At 41.8% G+C, this 25,557-nt stretch carries 23 protein-coding genes; 7 read left to right on the top strand and 16 right to left on the bottom strand.

From position 1 onward, the window contains the following. Positions 1 to 47: 47 nt before the first annotated feature. From B5X60_RS00460 to rpsT, 9 genes are all read right to left on the bottom strand, one after another. Complete coding sequence (locus tag B5X60_RS00460; protein ID WP_170878350.1) at positions 48 to 2,837, bottom strand: TonB-dependent receptor; 2,790 nt, start codon at positions 2,835 to 2,837, stop codon at positions 48 to 50. Positions 2,838 to 3,004: 167 nt separating this feature from the next. Beyond that, the gene (locus B5X60_RS00455; protein WP_079700610.1) at positions 3,005 to 3,511 is read right to left on the bottom strand and encodes an Mpo1 family 2-hydroxy fatty acid dioxygenase; all 507 of its coding nucleotides are present in this window, start codon (positions 3,509 to 3,511) and stop codon (positions 3,005 to 3,007) included. 91 nt (positions 3,512 to 3,602) lie between these two features. Further along, the gene (rny, locus tag B5X60_RS00450) at positions 3,603 to 5,165 is read right to left on the bottom strand and encodes a ribonuclease Y (RefSeq protein WP_079700609.1); all 1,563 of its coding nucleotides are present in this window, start codon (positions 5,163 to 5,165) and stop codon (positions 3,603 to 3,605) included. A gap of 207 nt (positions 5,166 to 5,372) precedes the next feature. Further along, entirely contained in the window at positions 5,373 to 5,663 is a 291-nt protein-coding gene (locus B5X60_RS00445) for a cell division protein ZapA (RefSeq protein WP_079700608.1), read from the bottom strand. A 21-nt stretch (positions 5,664 to 5,684) separates the two neighbouring features. Beyond that, positions 5,685 to 5,993 (bottom strand): hypothetical protein, encoded by a 309-nt coding sequence (locus B5X60_RS00440; protein ID WP_079700607.1) that lies wholly within the window; start codon positions 5,991 to 5,993, stop codon positions 5,685 to 5,687. A gap of 116 nt (positions 5,994 to 6,109) precedes the next feature. Beyond that, on the bottom strand, positions 6,110 to 8,509 hold the full coding sequence (pheT, locus tag B5X60_RS00435) for a phenylalanine--tRNA ligase subunit beta (RefSeq protein ID WP_079700606.1): 2,400 nt from the start codon (positions 8,507 to 8,509) through the stop codon (positions 6,110 to 6,112). 116 nt (positions 8,510 to 8,625) lie between these two features. Next, on the bottom strand, positions 8,626 to 9,468 hold the full coding sequence (locus tag B5X60_RS00430; RefSeq protein ID WP_079700605.1) for an endonuclease/exonuclease/phosphatase family protein: 843 nt from the start codon (positions 9,466 to 9,468) through the stop codon (positions 8,626 to 8,628). Positions 9,469 to 9,475: 7 nt separating this feature from the next. Beyond that, positions 9,476 to 10,177 (bottom strand): RadC family protein, encoded by a 702-nt coding sequence (gene radC, locus B5X60_RS00425; RefSeq protein ID WP_079700604.1) that lies wholly within the window; start codon positions 10,175 to 10,177, stop codon positions 9,476 to 9,478. Between the two features lie 87 nt (positions 10,178 to 10,264). Next, positions 10,265 to 10,519 (bottom strand): 30S ribosomal protein S20, encoded by a 255-nt coding sequence (rpsT, locus tag B5X60_RS00420; RefSeq protein WP_079700603.1) that lies wholly within the window; start codon positions 10,517 to 10,519, stop codon positions 10,265 to 10,267. A 206-nt stretch (positions 10,520 to 10,725) separates the two neighbouring features. Here rpsT and B5X60_RS00415 point away from each other — a divergent pair, with 206 nt between their 5' ends. Beyond that, positions 10,726 to 11,688, top strand: coding sequence for a zinc dependent phospholipase C family protein (locus B5X60_RS00415; protein WP_079700602.1), 963 nt, complete (start codon positions 10,726 to 10,728; stop codon positions 11,686 to 11,688). Here the strand turns inward: B5X60_RS00415 and B5X60_RS00410 are convergent. From B5X60_RS00410 to B5X60_RS00380, 7 genes are all read right to left on the bottom strand, one after another. Beyond that, a complete protein-coding gene (locus B5X60_RS00410; RefSeq protein ID WP_079700601.1) occupies positions 11,685 to 12,341 on the bottom strand; it encodes a VTT domain-containing protein in 657 nt (218 codons plus the stop codon). The genes B5X60_RS00415 and B5X60_RS00410 overlap by 4 nt on opposite strands. Before the next feature lie 35 nt (positions 12,342 to 12,376). Next, positions 12,377 to 13,030, bottom strand: a complete 654-nt coding sequence (locus tag B5X60_RS00405; RefSeq protein ID WP_079700600.1) for a DedA family protein — start codon at positions 13,028 to 13,030, stop codon at positions 12,377 to 12,379. An 82-nt stretch (positions 13,031 to 13,112) separates the two neighbouring features. Beyond that, positions 13,113 to 13,817, bottom strand: coding sequence for a DUF4397 domain-containing protein (locus B5X60_RS00400; protein ID WP_079700599.1), 705 nt, complete (start codon positions 13,815 to 13,817; stop codon positions 13,113 to 13,115). Between the two features lie 124 nt (positions 13,818 to 13,941). Then, positions 13,942 to 15,066: a DNA polymerase III subunit beta gene (gene dnaN, locus B5X60_RS00395; RefSeq protein WP_079700598.1), complete on the bottom strand. Its 1,125-nt coding sequence runs from the start codon at positions 15,064 to 15,066 to the stop codon at positions 13,942 to 13,944. A gap of 113 nt (positions 15,067 to 15,179) precedes the next feature. Beyond that, positions 15,180 to 16,865 carry a gliding motility-associated ABC transporter substrate-binding protein GldG gene (gene gldG, locus B5X60_RS00390; protein WP_079700597.1) on the bottom strand — a complete coding sequence of 562 codons (1,686 nt, stop codon included), beginning with the start codon at positions 16,863 to 16,865 and terminating at the stop codon, positions 15,180 to 15,182. Continuing rightward, positions 16,859 to 17,587, bottom strand: coding sequence for a gliding motility-associated ABC transporter permease subunit GldF (gene gldF, locus B5X60_RS00385; protein WP_079700596.1), 729 nt, complete (start codon positions 17,585 to 17,587; stop codon positions 16,859 to 16,861). Before gldF ends, gldG begins: the two co-directional genes overlap by 7 nt. Positions 17,588 to 17,600: 13 nt before the next feature. Beyond that, on the bottom strand, positions 17,601 to 18,350 hold the full coding sequence (locus B5X60_RS00380; protein ID WP_079700595.1) for an ATP-binding cassette domain-containing protein: 750 nt from the start codon (positions 18,348 to 18,350) through the stop codon (positions 17,601 to 17,603). A 105-nt stretch (positions 18,351 to 18,455) separates the two neighbouring features. On the opposite strand from B5X60_RS00380, the gene B5X60_RS00375 reads away from it, so the two are divergent. The 6 genes from B5X60_RS00375 (at position 18,456) to B5X60_RS00350 (ending at position 25,552) form a co-directional block, all read left to right on the top strand. Then, positions 18,456 to 19,916 carry a glycine--tRNA ligase gene (locus B5X60_RS00375; protein ID WP_079700594.1) on the top strand — a complete coding sequence of 487 codons (1,461 nt, stop codon included), beginning with the start codon at positions 18,456 to 18,458 and terminating at the stop codon, positions 19,914 to 19,916. 189 nt (positions 19,917 to 20,105) lie between these two features. Next, entirely contained in the window at positions 20,106 to 21,107 is a 1,002-nt protein-coding gene (locus B5X60_RS00370; RefSeq protein ID WP_079700593.1) for an NAD-dependent epimerase/dehydratase family protein, read from the top strand. A 150-nt stretch (positions 21,108 to 21,257) separates the two neighbouring features. Beyond that, a complete protein-coding gene (locus B5X60_RS00365) occupies positions 21,258 to 22,073 on the top strand; it encodes a murein L,D-transpeptidase catalytic domain family protein (RefSeq protein ID WP_079700592.1) in 816 nt (271 codons plus the stop codon). An 80-nt stretch (positions 22,074 to 22,153) separates the two neighbouring features. Beyond that, positions 22,154 to 23,749, top strand: a complete 1,596-nt coding sequence (locus tag B5X60_RS00360) for an ArnT family glycosyltransferase (RefSeq protein ID WP_079700591.1) — start codon at positions 22,154 to 22,156, stop codon at positions 23,747 to 23,749. Next, a complete protein-coding gene (locus B5X60_RS00355) occupies positions 23,746 to 24,702 on the top strand; it encodes a glycosyltransferase family 2 protein (protein WP_079700590.1) in 957 nt (318 codons plus the stop codon). Before B5X60_RS00360 ends, B5X60_RS00355 begins: the two co-directional genes overlap by 4 nt. Beyond that, on the top strand, positions 24,671 to 25,552 hold the full coding sequence (locus tag B5X60_RS00350; RefSeq protein WP_079700589.1) for a lysylphosphatidylglycerol synthase transmembrane domain-containing protein: 882 nt from the start codon (positions 24,671 to 24,673) through the stop codon (positions 25,550 to 25,552). Before B5X60_RS00355 ends, B5X60_RS00350 begins: the two co-directional genes overlap by 32 nt. The last annotated feature ends 5 nt before the right edge of the window (positions 25,553 to 25,557 follow it).

Raw genomic sequence — 25,557 nt, 5'->3', positions numbered from 1 at the left:
CGATCAAGTCGTAATTAACTTATACAGGCATTTTTGTTAAGTTAATGTTACTTGCTGTGTAATTTCAGGTCGTATGAAAATCCCAGGGACAAATTGGTGCCAATGCGGTAGCCATAAAACTCGATATCCTTGCCAGAGTTGTAGACCTTATTGCCATCATAGTTCTGATAGAACACCTGCTTTTGATTCAGGATGTCTGAAATGTTAAGTTTAATTTCAGCACGATCTTTCATGATCCGCTTGGCGATCTGAAAGTCAACTACATCCCGGCCGTTCTCGTAGAAGTTTTCTACCCCAGCTAAAGGATTGCCCACCTTAGAAATACGAGCACCCACTTTGTTGTACAGGGTACTGAGCATAATTCCAGATTTCACTGCCTTATATTGTAGTCCTGCATTAATTAGGTATGGCGATTGTCCCTGCAGAGCACGTTTCTCCTGACCGGCCTGGTTAATATCCACTTCTGATTTGATGTAAGTAAAATTCGCAAAAGCGATCATGTTCTCCAGCCATGGCGACGAAGCAGAAAGAAAGCTAAGCTTTTTACGAAGCTCAAACTCGATTCCATATGAGTACGCGGTTGATGCATTGGCATATCCAAATTTGAGGTTATCTGGTGTTGAAGATGAACTAACAACTTGTTCAATCGGATTCTGGAAGTTCTTGTAAAACACAGCTGCAGATAACACTTCTCCGTTCGAAGGATAGGTTTCCCAACGCAAATCTGCGTTTGTATTCTGGCTCCTCAACAGGTCTGGGTTACCAGTAACCTGAGCGCTTTCCTCCTGATTGAAGAAAGCAAATGGTGCCAACTCGCGGAATTCAGGACGGGAAACCGTCCTTGATCCTGAAAGGCGCAAATTAGTTTTCGGATTAAGGGCATAAGTAAAGTTCGCAGATGGTAGAATATCGAGATAGGTTTCTTCGGCCTTTACTTTCTTATTGGCAAGATCTCTAGCATCAAGATATTGATAGTACGACTCGACCCTTGTTCCCCAAACTACACGTAAATTCCTTCCAATATTATTGTCTAGCATCAAGAATCCTGCATTCAGATCAGACTCTCCGAAATACTTATCGTTGTTGTTCGTAATCTCATTAAATGCAAATCCCGTTGTACTGATATTAGGTTCTGAGAATATCACATCTTTTGGTAGTGTGAGCTTTGAATCGTCGAATTGTACGGATGCAGGCTCGTACAAGAAGTTCCTCGCAGAAAAATCACGTTGTCTGAATTGCTTCATTCCACCTGCTTTCAGGCTATTGTTTCTGCCTATGGGAAGAGTCAGGGCAAAGTTTCCTCCATAATTGTTTTCTGTAAGTTGAGAAAAGAAGCGGCGACTGTAATCGTCTACCATTTCAAAAGGTCCTGTTGCATTAAACTGTCTCAAGTACATCACGCTTCTCAGGTCGGGCTGATCTCTTAACAGGAGTGCATAGTTCAGGTTCCAGTCAAGTTTAAGCTTAATTTTGCCTAGTAAATGCTCGCCTTCCAGCTGACTATTGAACAGGCTCTTCTGACTTAACTCAGAAGAACTGAACTCAATATCGCTGTTCTGATTCTGATTATAACCTGTACGGCTTATATAGCTGTCTTCAAAGGATTGATTAAAAAGGTTTTTGAGTGATAGCTTGTTGCTACCTTTCTTATAGGTAAAGTTGGCCACACCACCTAAGTTGGTTGAGTAGCGATAATTTTCGTCCTGGAACTGATATGCAAAGTTGGCCCCGTCATATGCTTCCCGGTTAGCATCGAGATAGTTTTGTGAATTACGATAGGTAACAGAAATAATGCTCCCAAACGACCCTCCTTTTTCGAAGTCCTTCAAATTACCCCAGTTCAGCTGATAGCTTTGTACAGGCAATGCTGTTGATGTCCGTTCACCAAATGAGTTAGGCAGAAGCTTAGTGAATCCTATCTTGCGATCTGTAGACGCTGCGTTATAGCGCTGTCTTGTGGATGGAAATCCCGAAGGCATCTGTCTGGTACCATCATCAAATCCCAGAAAGTCTGTACTATTCCTTCCATTCGATACAAAATTTTTAAAGGTGCTCTGTGTGTTGTATCCCCCCGTAATTGCAAAACTCAGGAAGTTCTGATCAGGAACATCTTTAGTAACGATCTGGGTAACACCACCTGCAAAATCTCCCGGAAGATCAGGACGAGCAGTCTTGTTGATGATTACCTTATCGATAAGGTTAGAAGGAATGATATCAAATGAAAACGCTCTTCTGTCTGGCTCACTGCTCGGCAATATCGCATTGTTAATAAGTGCGACATTGTATCTGTCTGCCAGTCCGCGAACTATGATAAACTTGTTATCCTGAACACTGGCGCCACTAACGCGCTTAAGCACTTCGGAAGTATTCTTATCTGGTGATCTCTTGATCTGATCAGCAGCAATACCACTTGAAATACTGACGCTGTTCTTTTGTTGTGCGTATAGAGCGCCGATACTTTCCTGCCTTGCGGTTACAGTAATTACTACCTCATCGAGGGCCATACCTGTATCTTCCTGCATTGCCACATCGAGCATGGTAACCTGCCCGGCCTTAACTTCTACATCAGTTATCGATTTTGCTTTGTAGCCTATATAGGTGAAAGTCAGCTGATACATCCCCGGTTGAAGATTGCCGAAATTGTAGCGGCCTTCCACATCAGTTGAAACCCCACCGGTAGTGCCTAATTTAATTGTTAAGCCGATAAGCGTTTCGCCGTTACTGCTATCAGTAACCTTTCCGGTAATCTTACCCGGCTGCTGACTGTAAACTAATTGTGAAATTAAAATAAAGAGAAGTAAGAAGCTTAGTTTCGGCGGAAATACGTTGTGTTTCACTTTGTTGAGTTTTAATTTCAACAAAAGTATTACCACAGTATTAACTCATTGTGCTATTAGGGTTAAGCAAGCTTTAAGGTTAGGTGAAATTAAGGTTAAGGAGGTTAAGGGAATGTTAACTTAGGCGTTGGGCATTAGGCATTAGGGTATGACCTAAGGCCTAAAGCCTAATACCTAATCCCTACCTTCTTAAACACAAAATGCAGCAACCATATCGGCCCGATCAACAAAAATTTGATATCGTCAAGGAATGATGGTTTCTTCCCCTCTATCTTATGGCCAATAAACTGCCCGATCCAGGACACTACGAAGATGATCAGGCAGACCTGCCACATCTCTGGCCAGCCGTTAAGGCGATGTAGTTTCTCCAGTCCAACAATGCCGGCACTGAAAAACATCATGATCAGCAGCATCACATAGGATAAGACAGGAGAAAGTTTGTAGTAGTAGTAAATCGCAAAGGCGATTAGAAATGATGCCCAATTAACGTAGCCATTGTACTTTCCCAAAAATTCTAAGTGAGGGAAAGGAATTGCCCAAATCAATCCAAACAAACTGAACACGATCAAGGGAACACAGATCCAATGAATTACCTCGTTCGTATGGTTTTGATGGCTTTCGGCGTATTTGTCGAAGTAGGCATCAATGGGGCGTTTCGTGGATTGACTTTTCATATAAGTGATACGTTTCACGTTATCCGTTATACGTCTGAACGGATAACACAGCGTTTAGGAAAACGTAGAACGTATAACGTACTACGTAAAACTATTTAGCATAAGACACCGACCTGGTCTCCCTAATCACAGTCACCTTGATCTGTCCCGGGTAGGTCATCTCAGTCTGAATTCTGTTAGAGATATCCGCTGCGAGTATTTCTGCAGCCGCATCAGTGATTCGCTCACTTTCTACAACCACACGTAATTCTCTTCCGGCCTGGATGGCGAAAGTCTTTTCTACACCCGGATAAGATAAAGCAAGTGCTTCTAGCTCTTTCAGTCTGCGGATGTAACTTTCAACCACTTCACGTCGTGCACCTGGCCTTGCTCCTGAAATCGCATCACAAGCCTGTATTATTGGAGATATCATGGACGTCATCTCCACTTCATCGTGGTGGGCGCCAATGGCATTACAAACTTCAGGGTGTTCCTTATACTTTTCAGCAAGCTGCATTCCAAGAATAGCGTGTGGTAATTCCGGATTATCATCAGGAACTTTGCCTATATCGTGGAGCAGGCCCGCACGTTTGGCCATCTTAACGTTCAGTCCTAGTTCTGCCGCCATGGTAGCACAAAAGTTTGCAACCTCACGCGAGTGCTGCAACAGGTTCTGGCCATAAGACGAACGGTAGCGCATTCTTCCTACCATTCGAATTAGCTCAGGATGTAGTCCGTGTATTCCTAAATCAATAACAGTACGCTCACCAATCTCCACTATCTCATCTTCGATCTGTTTCTTGGTTTTCGCCACCACTTCCTCAATTCGTGCCGGGTGAATCCGGCCGTCAGTCACAAGGCGGTGTAAAGCTAAACGAGCTATCTCACGCCTTACCGGATCAAAGCCAGAAAGAATGATTGCTTCTGGTGTATCATCAACAATGATCTCAATACCTGTAGCGGCTTCAAGAGCACGGATATTACGGCCTTCGCGACCAATAACCCGCCCCTTAATCTCATCATTCTCAATGTTGAAAATGGATACAGTATTCTCAATAGCGCTTTCGGTAGCAGTCCGCTGAATTGTTTGAATAACAACTTTCTTAGCCTCTTTACTTGCCGTTAGCTTCGCCTCGTCTACAATGTCCTTGATCTGGATCATGGCTTGAGTACGGGCTTCTTCACGCAGCGAATCAATCAATTGGTTCTTTGCATCTTCTGCAGAAAGGCCCGCAATAGTTTCCATTTGCTGGATATGCTGATTTTTTAATGCATCCACTTCTTCCTGCTTGGATTTCATCAGCTCGATCTGTTTTTCAAGATTTGCTTTTACGCCGTCCAGGTCCTGCTCTTTACGGCTCAGGTTATCCAGTTTTTGGTTGATAGATTGCTCTTTCTGCTTAACTGAATTCTCGCGTTGATTGATCGCATTATTTTTGTTGTTTATCTCCTGCTCGTGATCTGCTTTCATCTGAAGGAACTTTTCCTTAGCTTCCAGAAGCTTATCTTTTCTCAATATCTCCGCGCTCGTTTCGGCATCCTTAAGAATCTTTTTGGCTTTATTCTGTGCACCTACTTCCTGATTCTTGAGAAGCTTCCTGAGAAGAAATCTTCCAATGACAACGCCAGCGGCTAGTCCAAGTAAAACATAAAGTATTGTCTGTAGTATAGTCATATTTGTCTGTGTATAAAAAAACCGCAACTAAATTTAAGCATCATGTATTATAAGCTTCGTTCATTAATAGGGTACCGGTATTGATCAGGTGCCTAAGCAAATGATCGACCTTTAACCCTCCAATATTGAAGTGTTAAGCTTTAAATAGTGAAACTTAAAAATTTAACTGCGGTTAAATCTTTACTGCTCTATGTATAAAGAACGATACTACTTTGAAAAAAAATCAGTTAACAGCTGGTCTAATTCGTAAACTTTCTCCGCCACATCTGTATCAACATTCATTACCTTCTTCTCTGCTTTCAGAGTCGCCGTGGCATAATGTAACACACACATGGATAACAAATCCTGTTTATCCCGAACCGCATAATTGTCCTGGTATTCTTTTATGCGGTCATTTATTATTTTAGCTGCCCTTCGTATAACCTCTTCCTCTTCCATGTTTACCTTTAAGGGGTAAACTCGATCAGCAATATTTATTTTTATGGAGATTTCTCCCATTTGAGCTTGATTCACTATGTATTACTTTTTTAGCAATACAATACACTTATCTATTTCGCGTACAAATTCGGTAATTTTTTGCTTTATGTCAAGAGTTTTTTCACTCATCCCCAATTCATTTGACGGCATCCCCTCCAGCGACCTCGCAAGCGTCAGAACACGCAGTTTTTCTTCTAAATCTTTTATTCTGCTGTCGGAGCTCAATACAATCTTCTTCTGAGATTCGTTCTCACGCTTCAACAGATCATTCTCCTCCTGTAAAGCCACGCAAAGGTCTATAAGCCTCCCGGTTTTATCTACTACTTTACTAAGTTGATCAGCGACGCTCATATTGAGTTGTAAGTTATAAGTAATAAGTTGTAAGTAGGGTGTTGATTGCGAGCCTGTGGCTTTTCCTATTGACCGTCGACAAGAGCTTTAAAACTTATAACCTACAACCTATAACTTTATTTTCTAATCTCCGCTCCTGCCTGCTTCTCGAAATTAAGAATTAATTTCTGCATGATTGCTTCAATTTGCTTATCGGCAAGAGTTTTTTCTTCGTCCTGCAGCAAAAAGCTTAAAGCATAGGATTTCTTTCCGGCAGGAAGCTTATCCCCTACATAAACGTCAAATACATTCACTTCTTTCAAAAGTCCCTTTTCCGTTTTGAGTGCGATTTGCTTTAATTGGTCAAACGACACTTCCTTATTTAGCAACATCGATAGGTCACGCCGTACTGACGGGAACTTAGACACTTCCTTGTATGCTATCTTATTGTTTCTTACCGAACGGATAACCAGATCCCAGTCAAAGTCGGCGTAAAACACCTCGCCGGAAATATCAAGTTTCTTCAATGTTGCTTTAGAAACGGTACCAAATTCAACCAGGTTTTTCTCCCCTTTTCGGTAGACTATGCCCGCAGAGAAGTTAGTACTGATGGTTTCAGATGATGCCAACCCTTTAATGTTTAGTCTGGAAATAATTAAGTCAACTGCCGATTTCAAATTATAAAAGCCGGATTGTGTTGCTTTAGAGCCCCAGTTTTCGCTGTCGTTCGCGCCTGTAATAAACAAAGAAAGACGCTGATTTTCGTTGTAACCTTCAGCAGCCAGGCTGTACACTTTTCCAAATTCATAAAGCTTCAGGTCGGGATTTTTACGATTTTGATTGTATGATATAGCTTCAAGCCCTGAGAAAAGCAAGCTCTGTCGCATTACGTCTAAATCACTGCTGAGCGGGTTTAATATTTTCACGGCCAGCTCTGGCTGTGCCGAATAGCTTAATTTAGTAAGGGAGTTGCTCAGTATTTCCAGAAAACCATTTCCAGTCAGCATATCTGCTATCTGATTTTGCAGAACTTCTTTATCAGGTTTAGCCGTATAATTTAACGATGCTTTGATCTGCGTTGGGATCTCAATATTATCATATCCATGGATACGAAGGATTTCTTCAATGATATCAACCTCACGCGTGACATCAACCTTATATGCTGGAACTTGCAGAGACATTCCCTCTGCAGTCTCAGATACAATACTTATCCCCAGTCCGCTCAAAGTCGAACGAAGTTCATCAACAGAAATAGTTTTACCTATCAGTCGATCTACATTTTTGAAAGATATCTCAATTTCGAAAGGCTTAGCCGGAGAAGGGTAAAGATCAGATATTTCTGATGATATAAATCCGCCGCCAAGTTCAGCGATCAGCATTGCAGCCTTCTTCAGGGCAAGCACGGTCATTTCAGGATCAGTACCTCGCTCAAAGCGGAACGACGCATCTGTCTTAAGGCCGTGGCGTTTTGAAGTCTTCCTAACAGAAACCGCATTGAACCATGCACTTTCAAGGAATATTTTGCTTGTATTGAGATTAACACCTGATGAGATACCGCCAAACACTCCCGCTATACACATGGGATCTTCTGCATTGCAGATCATCAGGTCATCCGCCGATAGTTTGCGTTCGACTTCATCCAGTGTTTTAAAGACCGTATTCTCGGGACACGTTTTAACTGTCACTTTATTTCCCTTGATTGCATCGGCGTCAAAAGCATGCAATGGCTGACCAAGATCATGGAGTATATAATTGGTTGCGTCAACCACATTGTTTATGGGACGAACTCCTATTGCATTTAATTTCTCTTTCAACCACTCGGGCGACTGCTCTACCTTTATACCGCTGATGGACACGGAAGAATAGCGGGGACAAGCCTCCACATCCTCTACAGTAACCGGTATTGTTAGCGACTGCTCCTTCACCTTAAAGCCGGAAACATCAGGCATCAGTAGCGGAATTTGAAGGAAGCCAGCAAGATCACGAGCAACACCCAGATGGGAAGCGGCATCTGCCCTGTTTGGAGTCAGCCCGATCTCAAATACAAAATCATCCTGAAGATTGAAATAATCCTTGGCAGCTCGTCCCACCTTCGCGTCCGGATCAAGAACCATAATCCCGTCATGATCATGTCCGAGTCCAATTTCATCTTCAGCACAGATCATCCCCTCTGATACTTCGCCCCGGATTTTTGATTTATTGATCTTGAAGGGTTCTCCAGAAACTGGATGCACAGTGGTATTAACAGTTGCTACTACGACTTTCTGGCCAGCGGCGACATTATTAGCTCCGCACACTATTTGAAGATCTTCACTTCCACCTACATCAACTTTGGTCACCTTTAGGCGATCGGCGTTGGGGTGCTGTGCACATTCTTTCACAAATCCGATCACAAGGCCTTCCAAGCCTCCCGGGACACTTTGTACCTTTTCAAGGCTCTCCACTTCCAACCCTATATTGGTCAGGATCAGAGAAAGTTCCTCCGGAGTTTTATCGGTTTGTATGAATTGCTGCAGCCACTTGTAAGAGATCTTCATGTTCTAAAAATGATGAACGACAAAGATAGTAAGAGATGCGAGAATTGAGATGCGAGAAACGAGATTTCAGGCCACAATCTACCCCGGCCTCGTTTCTTGCTGCTCGCTTCTCGTCGCTACTCAATCCTCACCCTCGCCAACACCGGCAAATGGTCTGATGGATAGCGTTGATCTTTTGAATCGGAAAGTATGCCATATTTAAGCACTTTGAATTGCCTGCTGGTAAATATGTAGTCGATGCGCTCTTTAAGCGGCGCATTGAAATTAAATGCATTAAACGAGCCCTGAGGACCATAAGGCGGCTCCATTGACACCTCACGTGCATCGCTTAGGAATGTTTTAATCGTAGCTACAGATTCGGTTTCTGGAGTTACATTAAGATCTCCGGTCAGGATTACCGGGAGATCACCCGCAATGAGAGGAATCTGCTTCTGAATCAACTCTGAAGATCTGAGCCTCGCTACAGCCCCCATATGATCATAGTGTGTATTGAAAACGAAAAACTCCTGCTTGCGCTCTTTGTCATATAAACGAACCCAGGTACAAAGTCTTACTATTGCAGCATCCCAACCTTTCGAAGGCACCTCAGGCGTCTCGGAAAGCCAGAAGTGGCCAGAGACTCTTTTAACGAAACGATTTGGGTTGTAGTAAATAGCTGCAAATTCGCCTGCCCTCTTTCCATCATCGCGTCCCACACCTTCGACAGCGAAGCCTGTGGCCGTTTGCAGGAAGTCAACCTGATCGCTCAAACCCTCCTGTATACAAAGTATATCGGTGTCGTAAAATTTCACCAGCGACTTTACCCATTCCTTACGATTCGGCCAGGCATTTACGCTATCACGTGGATTGTTATACCGGATATTATAGCTCAACACGTTTAAAGATCCGTATTTATTTTGCTGAGCACGTATCTCAGCTGAAAAGTTTATCAGAATAAAAAGTAAGATGATTTTTTTCATGAATAATTTATGTTAGTATCCCTTCATCTGCAAAACTTAGAAAGCCTTGATCTGCAATGATCAGGTGATCTAACACTGGAAGGTCTAAAAACTGGCCTGCAGACCTGAGTTTTTTTGTTAAATCAAGATCAGATTGGCTGGGTTTCAAGTTCCCTGACGGATGATTGTGGGCTAAGATAATGGAAGCTGCATGATTTTCAAGTGCAATATTGAAAATGATCTTAGGATCGGCTATCGTTCCGGCCTGCCCACCCTTGCTTATCAAATGCTTTGAAGTTACCCTGTTTGCTCGATTCAATAGCAGAATCCAGAATTCTTCGTGATTCAGGTCCTTGAACTGCGACGCAATCACCTCGTAAACATCGATACTGGTGCTGATCTGTACAGGCTGGACTGGAACGATGTCCTTTCTGCGTCTGCCTAGCTCCAATGCAGCAATGATGGTGATCGCTTTTGCTTCCCCGATTCCCTTAAATCTGGAAAGCTCCTTTACACTCAGTTTAGCCAGCTGGTTTAAGTCAGTTTCGCAACCATGAAGAATACGTTTACTTAATTCCACGGCGCTTTCATTCCTGCTGCCAGAGCCGATGAGTATTGCCAGCAGTTCCGCATCACTGAGGCTGCGTCTTCCGAGCATGCTAAGTTTCTCGCGGGGACGATCTTCTTCCGCCCATAGCTTGATAGTTATTTTCTCCTTATACGTTTCCATAACTAAACTTAAATGGATTCGGACCAAAACAAAAAAAGGGTCCCGATATGCTCGGAACCCTTTATTTAAAGGTCTTTATTAAAGGTCTTATTTTAACCCGTTAACGAACTTTGTAAGTTTCGATTTATTGTTAGAAGCTTTATTCTTGTGTATGATGTTCTTTTTTGCCAAACGATCAAGCATAGAGATCACTTTACCCAAAAGCGGAGTTGCTTCTGATTTATCAGTTGTAGTACGTAATCTTTTGATAGCACTTCTGGTAGTTTTTGCCTGGTAACGATTACGTAAACGCTTAGCTGCGTTTGATCTTATTCTTTTTATCGATGATTTATGATTTGCCATTTCTTAAGCTTGTGTTTTTTGCGTCCCTCTTTTAAGGACTGCAAATATATGCCGATTTATTTAAAATACAAAGCTAAAATTAAAAAAATCATATTATCTAAATTCCTCTAATAAACCTCGCAAAGGGCTATTTTTCAAGATAACCGATAACTCATTCGTTTAAGCCTTCACTCAAAGATTCAAAATATGCTGAGTAATTTAAATTCATGAGAAGGAAGTATCTACTGTTCATTCTGATCACGCCTTTAATGCTGGGTTTTACCTGGGGATTCTTTGCGCATCAAAATATAAACCGCCTTGCAGTTTACACCTTACCATCAGGGATGATACGGTTCTACAAAAACAATATTCAATATATCACCGAACATGCGGTTGACCCTGATAAACGGAGATATGCTGATACAGCAGAGGCGGCCCGCCATTTCATCGACACGGACAGGTATGGCAATGCCCCTTTCGATAGCATTCCTCAGAAATGGAAAGATGCTGCTAATAAATATACCGAGCACACTCTCTTCGAAAATGGAATTGTTCCATGGCAAATTGAAAGAACTTACTATGCACTGGTCCGGGCATTCGTAATGCGTGATTCGATACGGATTCTTAGATTATCTGCTGATCTCGGTCATTATATTGGGGATGCACATGTCCCGTTACACACTACGGAAAATTATAATGGTCAACTCACCGGTCAGACTGGTATTCATGGCTTTTGGGAAAGTCGCCTTCCGGAATTGTTCCATAAAGAGTATGATTTTCTGGTTGGCCGCGCACAATATATTTCCGACCCCTTAAAAGATGCATGGGCTATCGTCAGGAAAGCTCAGTCTCATAAGGATTCAGTTTTACTAATTGAGGCGCGGTTGAATAACACGTTTCCTTCAAGTCAGAAATTCTCGTTTAGCGAGCGTAATGGACGGCTGGAGCGACAGTATTCCGAAGCCTATTCTAGGGCTTACCACGATGCAATGAATGGTATGGTTGAAGCACAGATGCGCTCATCTGTGTGGAAAACAGGCAGCTACTGGTTCTCTGCATGGGTTGATGCCGGGCAACCTGATCTCAAAGGACTAATCAAAATTGAAATTACAACTGAGGAAAAAGAGGCGCAGGAAAAAGAACGCCAGTCTTATGAAAAAGGTAAAATTATTGGGAGAGATGAAAATTAAATTTCTCCCTTATTCATGGTTCGCCTCGCTTTTACTGCTGCGAATACAGCCGGGAGAATGGTTAATACGATGATCACCAGCATGACATACGTGAAGTTGTCTTTAATGAAAGGAATGTTTCCAAAAATAAATCCGATACCCAGAAAACTCACTATCCAAAGAACACCACCAACAATATTATAATAAGTAAACTGGCCAAAATTCATCTTCCCAACACCTGCAACAAAGGGGGCCACCGTCCTGAAAATTGGCATAAAGCGGCTTATTATTAACATACTGCCACCTTTTTTATCAAAATAGTCCTGTGTTTTATTGTAATAGTCAACCTTGAGGATCCGGTTTTCCGGTTTAAAGACTTTTGGACCAAAGTAATTGCCAAGAAAATAATTAACAGTATTCCCCATTATCGCCCCCGCAATCAACAGAAGACCCATCAAATAAATATCAAGGCCGGTATCTCCTTTTGCTATCAGTGCTCCAACCGCAAAGAGCAGCGAATCGCCGGGAAGAAACGGAGTGACGACAAAACCGGTCTCTGCAAAAATCACTAGAAATATAATCAGGTAAGTCCAGGTACGGTAGTCGCTTACAATTTTAACTAGGTATTTATCTATATGAAGAATAATATCAAAAATTTCGGTTATAAATTCCAATGTGTATGTGTGAAGGTGTAATAGTTAAAGAAAAATCAAAGCTCCGAAGACCTTTTACGCTTCTCTCGGATCAATTCAATAATGGGTGGCAGTATGGAGAGAATAATAATGCCAAAGATGACATAGGTGAAATTATCCTTTATGACGGGCAGTCCGCCGAAGAAGTATCCAAGGAACAAAAACGAAACCACCCATAAAACCCCACCTACAACATTATAGGAAGCAAACTTAGAATAACTCATCGTTCCAATGCCAGCCACAAATGGTGCAAAGGTTCTAACAATCGGAATGAAGCGGGCATAGATTATGGTTTTACCCCCGTGCTTATTATAAAACTGTTGGGTCTTTTCAAGATATTCAGTCTTAAGCCATTTATACTTTCCGCTGAAAGCCTTTGGGCCGATATAATTTCCAATATGGTAATTCACCAGGTCACCCAGCACAGCTGCTACAATAAGGAGCAAGCACATCAGGAATATATTAAGACCGCTTTCCGGTTTAGCAATTATTGCTCCGGCTGCAAATAAAAGAGAATCACCAGGAAGAAAAGGAGTAACAACAAAACCCGTCTCAGCAAAAATAATAAGGAAAAGGATCAGATAGGTCCAGGTCTGATAGTCCTGAACAATTTCAATTAAATGCTTGTCGATATGAAGGATGAAATCGAGAAGCTGCTGAATTAGTTCCAAATTGCGCTTTTAAAATTTCCACAAAAATAGAAAACTCAGGCTAAAAGACCCGAGTTTTCTATTTTATTGCAAATGAATTATATTAATTATGTGTGATTAATCCAGCCGAAACCGTTGCTGTCAAAGAACCGCTTGTATAAATGGTGTAAATCTTTCCAGCCTGCAAAGTAAAGCTTCCTAAATTGGCCGAGGCTGTTCCACCCGTTGCAAGTGACGTTTGTAATAAAATAGTTCCGGGATCAACATCATTGTATGTTGAAGCTGCAGCAAAAGCAACATTTGAAGCCAGGGTAGTTCCGCCAGTGATCAAAAAATTAGCGGAGTTGAATCCTGAGGCCAGGTTTACAAAACGAACTCTTGCCCTAGTAGTAGATGAGGTTGTCGTTTCATCCTGAAATACAGCACTGCTGTTTCCAGAACCATCCGCCTTTGTCGTGTAGAAAAATGTGTAGCTTTTGTTTGGAAGGACGTCTACATAGCCGGTGAAATTGGCCGTTGTCGAACCAGAATTTTTGAATTCCCCTTTCCGGCTATACCCCGCCGGAGTAGCAATATACGCAGTACTTTGGGAGTATGCAACCGCCTGAGCGTTAACCTTTGTGTTGTCAAGATAAAAATCCTGAGCGGCTGATCCGGACGCTGAATTTACGATCATCACTTTCGCTTCACCGCTAAGTATGTCATCATTATCATCTTTACTACATGCAGAGAAAAAAACCGTCACCGCAACCAGAGTCACCAATGATTTTACGAGCCTGATCTTTCCTAATTGATTTAATGCTTTCATAATTTATTTAAATAGATATATATGAATACGCTTTGAAATGGTAAAATATTACAACGCGTACAACAAAAAACCCGGTTTACGAACCGGGCTTTTACAAAATCTTTTTAAGTTTCTATGAAATTAATCAGGCGTAGGTATTAAGCATCACCGGCATAACGAGCATCAAAACGTCTTCCTGATCGTCGTGTGTTTGAGGCATTAATAAGCCGGCACGATTCGGGCTGCTCATTTCCAGAAGAACTTCTTCGCCGCCAAGATTATTAAGCATTTCAATCAGGAATTTAGCATTAAAGCCGATCTCCATGTCTTCACCTTCATACTGACAGCTTAATCGCTCATGTGCTTCATTAGCAAAATCAATGTCTTCGGAAGAAATATTCAGTTCGCTTCCACTTATTTTCAAGCGTACCTGGTGTGTTGTTTTATTAGCAAAGATTACAACCCTGCGCAGGCAGTTCAGGAAAAGTGCTCTATCGATAACTAGCTTATTGGGATTATCTTTTGGGATAACTGCTTCATAATCCGGATACCTTTCATCGATAAGGCGACAAATAAGGTTAATATTCCCGAACCTAAAGAAAGCACTAGTGTTGTTGTATTCGATCGCAACATGGACATCGTCGGATGGCAATGATGATTTAAGAAGGGTTAAAGCCTTCTTTGGAAGAATGAATGTGGTAGCCGATTCCGACTTAGTGTCTAGCCTCCTGTACCTAACCAATTTATGGGCATCTGTAGCTACGAAGGTTATGTGTTCCGGGCTTAACTGGCAATAAACGCCGGTCATTGCCGGGCGAAGCTCATCGCTGCTTACCGCAAATAGTGTTTTATTGATCGCCTCGCCCAAAACTGATGCTGGCATAGCTACTGATGAAGCGTTCTCAACCACAGGAATCTTTGGAAAATCCTCTCCGTTCTCACCGCTTAATTTATATTTTCCATCACCCGCGCTTATTTCAATAGAGAAAGTCTTATCATCTACAGAAAATGAGATTGGCTGATCTGGCAGAGTCTTCAAAGTTTCAAGCAAAATTTTCGAAGGTATGGCAACCTTGCCATCTTCTTTCGACTCAACAGCCAAAGAAGTGGTCATACTGGTTTGAAGATCCGTAGCTGAAACGGTTAGCGTTCCATCTTTAATTTCAAATAGAAAATTCTCAAGTATTGGCAAAACGGTACTGCTGCTCGATGCGCCATTCACAGCAAGCAGTTGTTTTAATAATGTAGATGTAGAAACTATAAATCTCATATTCAAAAATATCTGAAAAACAATAATAGTAAAGCTTTTTGGTAGTTCCTAATCAGCTATTAAACGATAATAATCAGGTAAATTATTAATAATTTCCTGTAAAAATATACAATTTAACGAGCATACTTCCTGATACGGAAGTAATGTTGAAAAATACCACAGGCTATCAACATTATAAGGGGCAAACCGAGATTTACTACCTGCCAAAAGGTCTTTTCTGCCCTGATCTTTGTGCGGTCTAACAGGCGTAATTTAATTTCCTTATTGCGTAATCCGATAATGCCCGAATCATCCATCAGGTAATCAGCAGCATTAAGCAGGAAGTTCTTGTTTGCGTATTGCTCCTGCGTGTATCGATCGAAACCCAAAGGATAGTGGGAGCCATCAGATGCGTTAATCTGATTCTTCAGAATATCACCATCAGCGATAACAAGCATCTTGCCTGGCTTACTTACCGGTGGAATAACAGCAGCACCGCTTACTCCCACAGGCCTCGCACGGTTTCGAAAAACTGAAGGAAATTCGCCTTCAAGAAGAACTCCGGCGGCTTTCGGAGCTCCTTGAAACAACTTTGGATCAGGCTCCTGTTCCACCATTTGAAGCGACAACATCGTTGGTACGTCAATTTTTCGATTGTATGGCGATGACGCTAATACTACCTCTCCCCTAATACCTTTAACATCTATAAGATCGATAGTGGAAGGAAACTCGGAACGGATACCATCCAGATTTTTTACCAGCGGATGGGTTGAAACAGGCATAAAAATAGGGTAGAACATCCACGGCAAAAGCTGGATTTGAGGTTGTCCGGCCACCGCACCTACATTCAATGGAATTTGCGCGCTATTTAAATCGGCTATCAGATCGTAATTAATTCTGGCCCCATATCTGAAAAGCATATCGTCAAGATTGAGCTTCTTGCCGAAGGCTAACTGTTCTCCGGCACCACGCAGGCTATCCAGTTCAGCACTCACCTGATCAATGGCCCATAAGACTCTTCCACCCCGCATCACAAAATAATCAATCTTGTATTTTTCCGCTTCTGTAAATTGCCTATCGGGCTTTGCAATGATCAGAAGTCGTAATTTATCAAGGCCCTCAAAACTAATTGTACCAAGGTCCACCCGGCCAACTTCCGACCAATCAGCAAGCGAATTCATTGCATCACTCAGTTGTAAATCAGTCAGCTCACCATGGCCCTCTGTCAAACCAATACGTTGGCGCCCGCCGCTGCTTGCCTTTTTGATCGTGCTGGCAAATGCATACTCGAGATTCTGAATAGAATTGTTTAAAACTTCCTGCGGGTCTACTCCCTTCTGTGTCTGTAATAATTTAACGGGGATCTGCACACCTTTATAGGTCACTAAAGCGGCAGGAAAAATGATTTTCTGAGAGTTCCCACTTTCGGTTGTTACGTTCAAATTCGTGGGTTCGATACCTGTCTCCATCAGCTTTTGGTAGTTTTCCTGCTGAGCTCGCTGATCACCTGCCATTGGATTTACGAAATCAATACTTAGCTTATTACCTGAATATGCTTTAAAATCCGCGAGAACGTCGAAAGTAGAACTCCTCAGGCGCCTGAAAGCAGGAGGGAATTCATCTCCCTCAAGGTAAACTGTTATCTGAATGTTGTCATCGAGGTTTTTCAGAATATCCTTCGTGATCGGCGAAAGGGTATATCTCTTTTCAGCAGTAAAATCTATTCGGGTAAAAAAATGCGAGGCAAGAATATTGATTATAATAATTGCTATTAAGGAAAACAGCAGTGTGATCAGATCTTTTCTACGATGTTCTACCATTTCCTACCTCCCAAAATAGTTTTAGTGAATAATAGGAAGACTGCTGAAAAGCTAAGGAAATAAACCAGGTCTCTGGTATCTAACACACCCCGGCTTATCGACTGATAGTGCTGATTAATTCCGATAGCCATCAGATAACTGCTAACACTTTGGAAGGAAAGGATCTGGCTGATAGAATCAAACCCGCTAAAAAAGAAGAAACAAAGAAAAACAGCTATTGTAAATGCAATTACCTGATTTTTTCCCAGCGACGACGCAAAAAGTCCTAAGCTAACAAATGCAGAACCCAATAAAAGCAAGCCAATATATGATCCGATAACCGCGCCGGTATCGACATTTCCTTTTATTACGCCCAACTGATACACCGAAAAATAATATATGAGCGTTGGAATCAGCGTGAGTAGTACTATCGCTACCGATGCCAGGAATTTCCCAATGACGATATCCCATTCAGTGATCGGCCGGGTTGCCAGCAGTTCAAACGTTCCGTCTTTCCTTTCCTCGGCCAGCGACCGCATCGTAATTGCCGGGATGAGAAACATAAAAATATATGGGGCGATATTGAAAAAGCTATCTAAGCCGGCATATCCATAATCGAGGATACTTGATTCAGGGAAAACAAACAAGAAAAGGCCGGTTACAATAAGAAAGGCCGCAATTGTAATGTAGGCCACAAGTGAACTGAAAAAGCCTGATATTTCTTTATATAATATAGCTAACACGTTTTTTTTACTTTCAATTTAAGCCAGCTTCCCGACCCGATATTCCATCCTGATTCGAATTTGTCAATGTAATAAAAATCTTCTCAAGGCTCTTGTCTGGATATTTACTCCTTAAATCATTCAGGTCGCTATTCGCCACTATCTCGCCTTTGTTAATAATGATAACATGGTCACATACTGCTTCAACTTCCTGCATGATATGCGTGGAGAGAATCACAGTTTTAGTTTTCCCTAACTTCCGAATCAGGCTCCTGATCCCTACCACCTGATTGGGATCAAGCCCCGACGTTGGCTCGTCAAGGATCAGCACCTGCGGATCGGGTAATATAGCCTGAGCTAAGCCGACACGCTGGCGATAGCCTTTAGATAATGCTCCTATCTTTTTAAACTGTTCGTTGTCAAGGCCGGTCAGTTCAATAACTTCCTTAATTCGCTCCTGTTTATTTGCAATCTTATGGATATCACATATGAAACCAAGGGCTTCCTTTACATACATCTCCAGGTAAAGCGGGTTATGTTCAGGCAAATAGCCTATAACTCTTCTTACATCAAGAGGAGCCTCCACCACATCAAAACCACAAACACTGGCTTTACCGGACGTTTGCGGTATAAAACAGGTCAAAATCTTCATCGTAGTTGATTTCCCAGCACCATTTGGCCCCAAAAAACCGAGCACTTTCCCTGCCGATGCTTCGAAAGAGATCCCGTTTAATGCAGTATGCTTTCCATAATCCTTGGTCAGGTTCGATACAGAGATGCTCATGGTTCAAAGTTACGTATAGAAGCGAGAAAGGTGATACGCGACGCGAGATATTTTAGACTGTGTCGCTTCTCGTTTCTCACATCTCGTTACTATCTTTGTCGCGTTATGAGCAAAAACAACGACGAACTTTTTAAAAATGTTATATCCCACACAAAAGAATATGGTTTTGTGTTCCCTTCAAGCGAAATTTACGATGGTTTAAGTGCTGTATATGACTATGGACAACTTGGGGCCGAGTTGAAAAATAACATCAAAACTTATTGGTGGAAAAGCATGGTTCAGCTAAATGAAAATATTGTCGGCCTCGACTCTGCTATTTTCATGCATCCCAAAATCTGGAAAGCAAGCGGCCACGTTGATGGTTTTGCCGATCCGATGATCGATAACAAAGATTCAAAAAAGAGATACCGCGCCGACAATCTGATTGAGGATAAAATAGCGCGTTATGCAAAAGACGGCAAAACCGACAAGGCAAATAAACTCCAAAGTGATATGGATGCTGCCCTGGGGGCGGATAACCTACCGGCACTAAAGGCTCTGATCGAGGAGCATGAAATAGTTTGCCCGGTTTCAGGTACCCGTAACTGGACAGATGTAAGGCAGTTCAATTTGATGTTCTCAACTCAAATGGGTGCCATGGCTGAGGATTCAGATCAGGTTTATCTGAGACCAGAAACTGCACAAGGTATCTTCGTCAATTTTCTGAATGTTCAGAAGTCTGGGCGGATGCGAATTCCTTTCGGTATAGCACAGATTGGGAAAGCCTTCAGGAATGAAGTAATTGCACGCCAGTTCATTATGCGAATGCGTGAGTTTGAGCAAATGGAAATGCAATTCTTTGTTAAACCGGGTACGGAAATGGAGTGGTATCAGCATTGGAAAGAAGCGCGATTAAAATGGCATCTCGCAGTGGGAACAACTCCGGATAAATACAGATTTCATGATCATGTCAAGCTAGCACATTATGCCAATGCAGCAGTAGACATCGAGTTCGAGTTCCCATTTGGTTTTAAGGAAGTAGAGGGAATTCATAGCCGTACAGATTTTGATCTAAGTCAGCATGAAAAATTCTCGGGTAAAAAACTTCAGTATTTTGACACAGTAGAGAATAAAAACTATGTTCCTTATGTTATTGAAACCTCGATTGGATTAGATAGGATGTTCCTGCTGACTCTTTGCAATGCCTATGAAGAACAGGATCTGAGTACCGACGACAAACAGGACTCAAGAACCGTCCTTCGACTCCACCCATGCCTCGCTCCTGTAAAGGCCGCAATTTTACCGCTTACAAAAAAAGACGGTTTGCCGGAAAAAGGCCGGGAAATCATGGATGCCCTGAAATTGGATTTTAACCTCCAATACGACGAAAAGGATTCAATTGGAAAACGCTATCGCAGGCAAGACGCTATTGGTACACCATTCTGTATAACAATTGACCACCAAACTCTAGAAGATAATACGGTAACAATCAGACACCGTGACAGCATGGAACAAGAACGTGTTAGTTCTGATAAACTGGAAAGTATTATCGGAAATTTGGTTAGCTGGAAAAACCTATTAAAATAATTGCTACAGCAAAATACAAAACGCCATTCTTCTGAGTGGCGTTTTTTTTGACCCTGCCTTTATCATCCAGGCCCATAATTTAAAACATTCTTAATCTTTGTATGTATTGTAATTACTGAAACTTCGGTACTCCTGGTCAAAACCGCAGTCTAAATTCCGGCCTGACCATTTATAAAATTAATCGCAATAATGAAGATAGCTATCACGGGTGCGAATGGGTTTGTAGGTGCAGCACTTTGCCGTTATTTCTATAAAAAAGGTCACGAAATCCAGGCCATAGGCAACCGTGAAAGGCCTAATCAAAATCTTCTAAATATTGCGAAATATATACAGGCAGACATTACTGAGCTGATGGAGCCAATTAATGCCGATGTTTGTATACATGCAGCAGCCCTTTCTTCTGATACAGATACCTACAAAAATTTAATTTTAAGCAATGTTGAAGGCACTTTAAATGTTGTCGAAGCAGCAAAGAATTGCGGATTCTTTATCCATATATCCTCATCGTCTGTATATCAGTTTAAAAACCATCCGATTAAAGAAGAGGAGGCCAGCATCAATGCAGATCTAAGTAATTATGGCGAAACAAAGCTTTTGGCTGAAGATATAGTTGAACTGGAAATTCCTGATCATCAAAAAAGGCTTATCCTGCGGCCAAGGGCTATCTATGGTATCGGCGACAGGATTCTATTACCTCGATTACTTCGACTAATAAAAGGTAAATATTTGCTATGTCCTTTCAAGAAAGGAACCCAAAGTTCGCTTACACACGTCGACAATCTTGGATACGCCATAGAACTCTATTTGGATCAAAAGGAAAAAACCCCCTTCCAAATATTCAACATTACTGATGAACAGCCCTACTTTTTAAGAGAACTGGCTCTAGAGTTTTCTTCTGCGGTAGAGAAAAGACAATTATTGCCCATTTCACTGCCCTCATCCTTGATGAAAATTCTGCTCCTTCTGAATTCCAAGAACAATCAGGCAAGCTATATCAGCAAGCCTGTTCTAAGATCCATGTCCAACAACTCTGTGCTTGACATCTCAAAAATTAAAAGAGAACTTAAATACAGCCCGTCCAAAAATTTCCATAATTCTTGTGCGGATATTGTCCATTGGGTAGACAATTTTGGTAGTGCTAAAAGTTATATGCGGCAGCTATCCGACGCCCCCTGGAGCATAACCTCCTGACTCTTACTACTTTTCTCTGACAATCAATCTATTGAAAAATTGTATATTTGTATATACAGTTCAAGCCGATACCCTACCGTGCCAAAAATCGTACTCGAAACAATAATTTAATAAACTGCAACGTTTACTAATCATTAACTGAGGAAATTTATGAAGAAACACACCATTTGGGCGATTGGTATGCTCCTACTTGTGACAACCCTACCTGCTATCAGTTGGGTATCAGTGCGAAAATCACAACTACAGTTTTTTGATACGCCTGCAGATTCTGCATCTGTTAAGGTAACGACTAATATGTCAAGCACTCAAATTTTTGATGAATATATTGATTCTGCCTACGAAAAAGCCAATCTTGCAGCCAGCGGATTAGATTCTGCGGTATTCAGAAAAGCACTGGTGGGATATTATAATCTTAAAAAAACAAATCTTGTTTCTCCGGCACGCCAGATCATAACAATAATTGATTTCACGCGTCGCAGCTCGCAAAAACGTCTTTGGATCGTTGATCTTGCGAGTAACAAATTGCTTTACAACACCCTTGTTGCACATGGACAGGGTAGCGGTGGCGATATGGCGACCAGCTTTTCAAATCTTGAGAATTCTCACCAAAGCAGTCTAGGTTTTTATATTACCAGCGAAACCTATTTTGGTAAACATGGTCTTTCAATGAAACTGGAAGGAATGGACAAAGGCTTCAATACGAATGCTCGTGATCGTGCAGTAGTTGTTCATGGAGCTGATTATGTAAGCCAATCATTCATAAATAAAACCGGCCGCCTGGGCAGAAGTCACGGATGCCCTGCTTTGCCAGTAGAATTGACTAAGACAATCATTAACACGATCAAAGGTCAGACTTGCATGTTCATTAACGGACCAGCGACTGATTACACATCAAACTATCTTGATCCGGATATTGCCGCCTCTAACTTTATTTCCACTGGAAATACTGTACAGGCAAGCATCTGATATCCTTCAGCACAAAGAATTAAAAAGAGAGATCTGTCTATTCAGATCTCTCTTTTGCTTTTTATATCTTTGTCTTTCGCATGCAGAAACTTGAAAAATTCCTGAACCAGTATCCTGAAAAGGCCTTTTTCCTTCTGCTTTTATTAGCCCTGCCTGTATTCTTTATTAATCTTGGCCTGCTGCCGCTCTTTGCCGATGAGCCGACGCGAGCGAACGTAGCGCTGGAGATGATCCTGTCAGGTAATTATTCAGTGCCGACGATCGGCGGCGAATATTATTACAACAAGCCCCCGTTTTACAATTGGATTCTTGCAGGCTTATATCAGTTGACTGGCAGTTACTCTGAATTTGTCACCCGACTTCCGGCGATCATCCCTATGTTTCTCTTCGCCATAACGATTTTCTATGCTGTAAGGTATTTCATTCAGGACAAGCGTGTAGCTGTCCTTAGCGGATTGCTTTTTCTTGTCAATGGCCGAATGCTTATTTATGATTCAATGCTTGGCCACATCGATATTTTTTACTCCTGGCTTACGTTCGGCTCATTTATGCTCATATTCTACTTTTTCGAACGTAAGCAGTGGTTCTGGCTGTTGTTTATATCTTATCTGATCACTGCGATCACTTTTTTATGCAAGGGCCTGCCATCCGTTGTCTTCCAGGGTTTCACCTTGCTCGCACTGCTGGCTTATACCCGGAATTTGAAAAAATTGTTTAGTTGGCAGCATATTATCAGCGGGATATTCTGTTTGAGTTTAATTGGCATCTACTTCCTGAATTATTACCAATACAATCCAAATCTGGAAGGATATCTAGGTACAATTTGGGATCAGAGCAGCAAAAGGACTGCTACAGAATTTGGGATAGCAGCCACTGCACTGCATGTGATCTCCTTTCCATTTGAGCATACAGTCCACCTGTTGCCAGCAAGTTTACTTTTACTTTTTTGCTTTCATAGTGGTTTTATTCAGGGAATCAAAACCCATCCATTTCTAAAATACATTGCAATTATCTTTCTTGCAAACATCTGGGTTTACTGGCTTTCACCTCAAACAAGACCACGATATCTGATGATGTTGTATCCCCTCCTATTCATTATCTGGAGCCATGCATATTACTCCTATAGAGAAGCACTTCCGAAAACGAACATCGTATTTGAAAGAACTATTCTCGCTTTAGCTATTCTCGTCAGCCTTGCTGTGCCGGCAGCATTGTTTTTCGATCTTTCGCCATATGTTACCTTTGTTGAGCTGAAAGTCATTCTTATTTTCATCATGTGCTGCCTGTTTGCATGGATGATCTATCGGTTTAAAAGTCATAAACTTCTGGGCTTTGTCGGTTTGTTGTTAACTGTTAGGTTAGCCTTCAGCCTTTTCGTTTTGCCACATCGTGCACACCATAAAATCGAGAATTACTACAAACAAGCTGCAATTGAGATGGGTAATATCAGTAAAGGGAAGTCCTTCTTCTTTTACCAATACCATCCCGGAGAGCTCGCAATCCCGTTTCATGATCGTTTGATATTTTATATTGAGCGAACGCGCATGGCACAAGTGAAATTCACCGAGAATACGGCGAAGCCAGGTTATTATTTTACATTTGACCGGGAATTAAAGTATCCTAACGCCAGGTTAGTAAAAACTTATCACGACCTAAAATTCTACGAGGTAAAATGAGAGAACTCTCTGTTGTGATCACCGTTTTAAATGAACGGGATAATATTGAGCCGCTTTTGTCGGAGATTCGTAATGCTTTAACCGGCATTGACTATGAAGTGATATTTGTAGATGACGGCTCTTCAGATGGCACTCAAAAGAAGATCAGAGAGCATGCTGATATCAGGAATAACCTGGTCGAGCTCCGTAAAAATTATGGTCAGAGTACCGCAATGACCGCTGGTATTGACCATGCAACTGGTAAATACATTGCATTGATCGATGGCGATCTCCAGAACGACCCCTCCGACATACCATTTATGCTTCAGAAGTTGAAAGATGAAGATTGGGATGTTGTAGCCGGTAACCGTGCAAACCGTCAGGACGGAATGTTCCTCAGAAAGATCCCGTCGAAAATAGCGAATGCTATCATCAGGCGTATGACCGGTGTATACATCAAAGACTACGGTTGTACTTTAAAAATTTTTAAAAGGGAGATAGCAGAAGATCTGGGTATTTATGGTGAGCTGCACCGCTTCATTCCGGTTTTGGCCAAACTCCAGGGGGCGAGCATCACCCAGGTAGACGTAAAACATCACGCCCGTATTCATGGAACCTCAAAGTACGGCTTGGGACGGACGTTCAAAGTAATGGCCGATTTGATAACCATGGTATTTTTTAGGAAATATATTCAGAAGCCAATGCACCTCTTTGGCACAATGGGCTTTATCTCTTTCGGTATCGGACTCCTGATCAATGTCTATCTGCTTATACTGAAAATCATGGGGCAGGATATCTGGGGCAAGCCGATATTAATCCTCGGACTAATACTTTTACTTGCCGGCATCCAGCTTATTACATTCGGAATATTAGCTGAAATAAACGTGCGGACCTATTTCGAAGGAACTAACAGAAAAACTTACCAGGTTAGACGGATTTTTAATGGACAAAACGAAAAGCTGGAAATTCTTTAAACTTCTGTTAAAATTATCGATCTCAGGTTTATCGCTATACCTGGTATCAAGGAAGGTAGAGGTAAAGGACCTGAAAGATGCCTTTAGTGAATCAAATCCACTATTTCTCTTCTTTGCCTTCGTTGCCTTTGTAATCTCTCAGATAATATCCGCTTCAAGACTGAATAGCTTCTTTAGGGGTATTGGCTTGAATATTTCCGCTTTATACAATTTCAAGATTTATTTGCTCGGAATGTTCTACAACCTGTTTCTTCCTGGAGGAATCGGAGGCGATGGCTATAAAATATTTTTATTAAGGAAACGCTTCTCTATCAAGGGCAGAAGGCTGTTTCAGGCAATTTTCTTTGATCGGCTAAGCGGGCTATGGGCACTTGGGCTAATTACGTCTATTCTGATTATCTTCATTCCATACCTGGGAATACCTAATTGGGTACCCATAAGTGTTGTTCTCACCGGAAGTGTTGTATACTATTTTGTTATGCGTCGGTACTTCCTTGACTACAGCTACAACTTTTTTATAACTCACGGCAAAGCATTACTCGTTCAGTCCATGCAGGTGGTGTCTGTGATAATTCTTTTATACGCGTTAAATCATGAGGGTAAATTTGCACCCTACCTTTTCATGTTCCTATTGTCATCGCTTGTAGCGATATTTCCCTTTACAGTTGGTGGATTGGGTGCCAGAGAACTTGTATTCGTATATGGAGCGCAGTATTTCCAGATGGATCAGCACCTTGCGGTTATAATTAGCCTTCTGTTTTATTGCATCTCTGCAATTTTATCATTCAGCGGAATCTATTTCGTTTTTTATCCAAAGCAACTTGGAGAAAAGAAAATCAATCTTGCCTGAATTTT

The sequence above is a fragment of the Daejeonella lutea genome, assembly GCF_900168015.1.
In the GTDB taxonomy this organism is placed as follows: Bacteria; Bacteroidota; Bacteroidia; order Sphingobacteriales; family Sphingobacteriaceae; genus Daejeonella; species Daejeonella lutea.
This window is presented reverse-complemented; position numbering and strand designations above follow the sequence as displayed.

Coding starts and splice junctions, on each gene's coding strand:
- B5X60_RS00455 (WP_079700610.1), bottom strand. CDS start 3,511: ATGAAAAGTCAATCCACGAAACGCCCCATTGATGCCTACTTCGACAAA.
- rny (WP_079700609.1), bottom strand. CDS start 5,165: ATGACTATACTACAGACAATACTTTATGTTTTACTTGGACTAGCCGCT.
- B5X60_RS00445 (WP_079700608.1), bottom strand. CDS start 5,663: ATGGGAGAAATCTCCATAAAAATAAATATTGCTGATCGAGTTTACCCC.
- B5X60_RS00440 (WP_079700607.1), bottom strand. CDS start 5,993: ATGAGCGTCGCTGATCAACTTAGTAAAGTAGTAGATAAAACCGGGAGG.
- pheT (WP_079700606.1), bottom strand. CDS start 8,509: ATGAAGATCTCTTACAAGTGGCTGCAGCAATTCATACAAACCGATAAA.
- B5X60_RS00430 (WP_079700605.1), bottom strand. CDS start 9,468: ATGAAAAAAATCATCTTACTTTTTATTCTGATAAACTTTTCAGCTGAG.
- radC (WP_079700604.1), bottom strand. CDS start 10,177: ATGGAAACGTATAAGGAGAAAATAACTATCAAGCTATGGGCGGAAGAA.
- rpsT (WP_079700603.1), bottom strand. CDS start 10,519: ATGGCAAATCATAAATCATCGATAAAAAGAATAAGATCAAACGCAGCT.
- B5X60_RS00415 (WP_079700602.1), top strand. CDS start 10,726: ATGAGAAGGAAGTATCTACTGTTCATTCTGATCACGCCTTTAATGCTG.
- B5X60_RS00400 (WP_079700599.1), bottom strand. CDS start 13,817: ATGAAAGCATTAAATCAATTAGGAAAGATCAGGCTCGTAAAATCATTG.
- dnaN (WP_079700598.1), bottom strand. CDS start 15,066: ATGAGATTTATAGTTTCTACATCTACATTATTAAAACAACTGCTTGCT.
- gldG (WP_079700597.1), bottom strand. CDS start 16,865: ATGGTAGAACATCGTAGAAAAGATCTGATCACACTGCTGTTTTCCTTA.
- B5X60_RS00380 (WP_079700595.1), bottom strand. CDS start 18,350: ATGAGCATCTCTGTATCGAACCTGACCAAGGATTATGGAAAGCATACT.
- B5X60_RS00375 (WP_079700594.1), top strand. CDS start 18,456: ATGAGCAAAAACAACGACGAACTTTTTAAAAATGTTATATCCCACACA.
- B5X60_RS00370 (WP_079700593.1), top strand. CDS start 20,106: ATGAAGATAGCTATCACGGGTGCGAATGGGTTTGTAGGTGCAGCACTT.
- B5X60_RS00365 (WP_079700592.1), top strand. CDS start 21,258: ATGAAGAAACACACCATTTGGGCGATTGGTATGCTCCTACTTGTGACA.
- B5X60_RS00360 (WP_079700591.1), top strand. CDS start 22,154: ATGCAGAAACTTGAAAAATTCCTGAACCAGTATCCTGAAAAGGCCTTT.
- B5X60_RS00355 (WP_079700590.1), top strand. CDS start 23,746: ATGAGAGAACTCTCTGTTGTGATCACCGTTTTAAATGAACGGGATAAT.
- B5X60_RS00350 (WP_079700589.1), top strand. CDS start 24,671: ATGGACAAAACGAAAAGCTGGAAATTCTTTAAACTTCTGTTAAAATTA.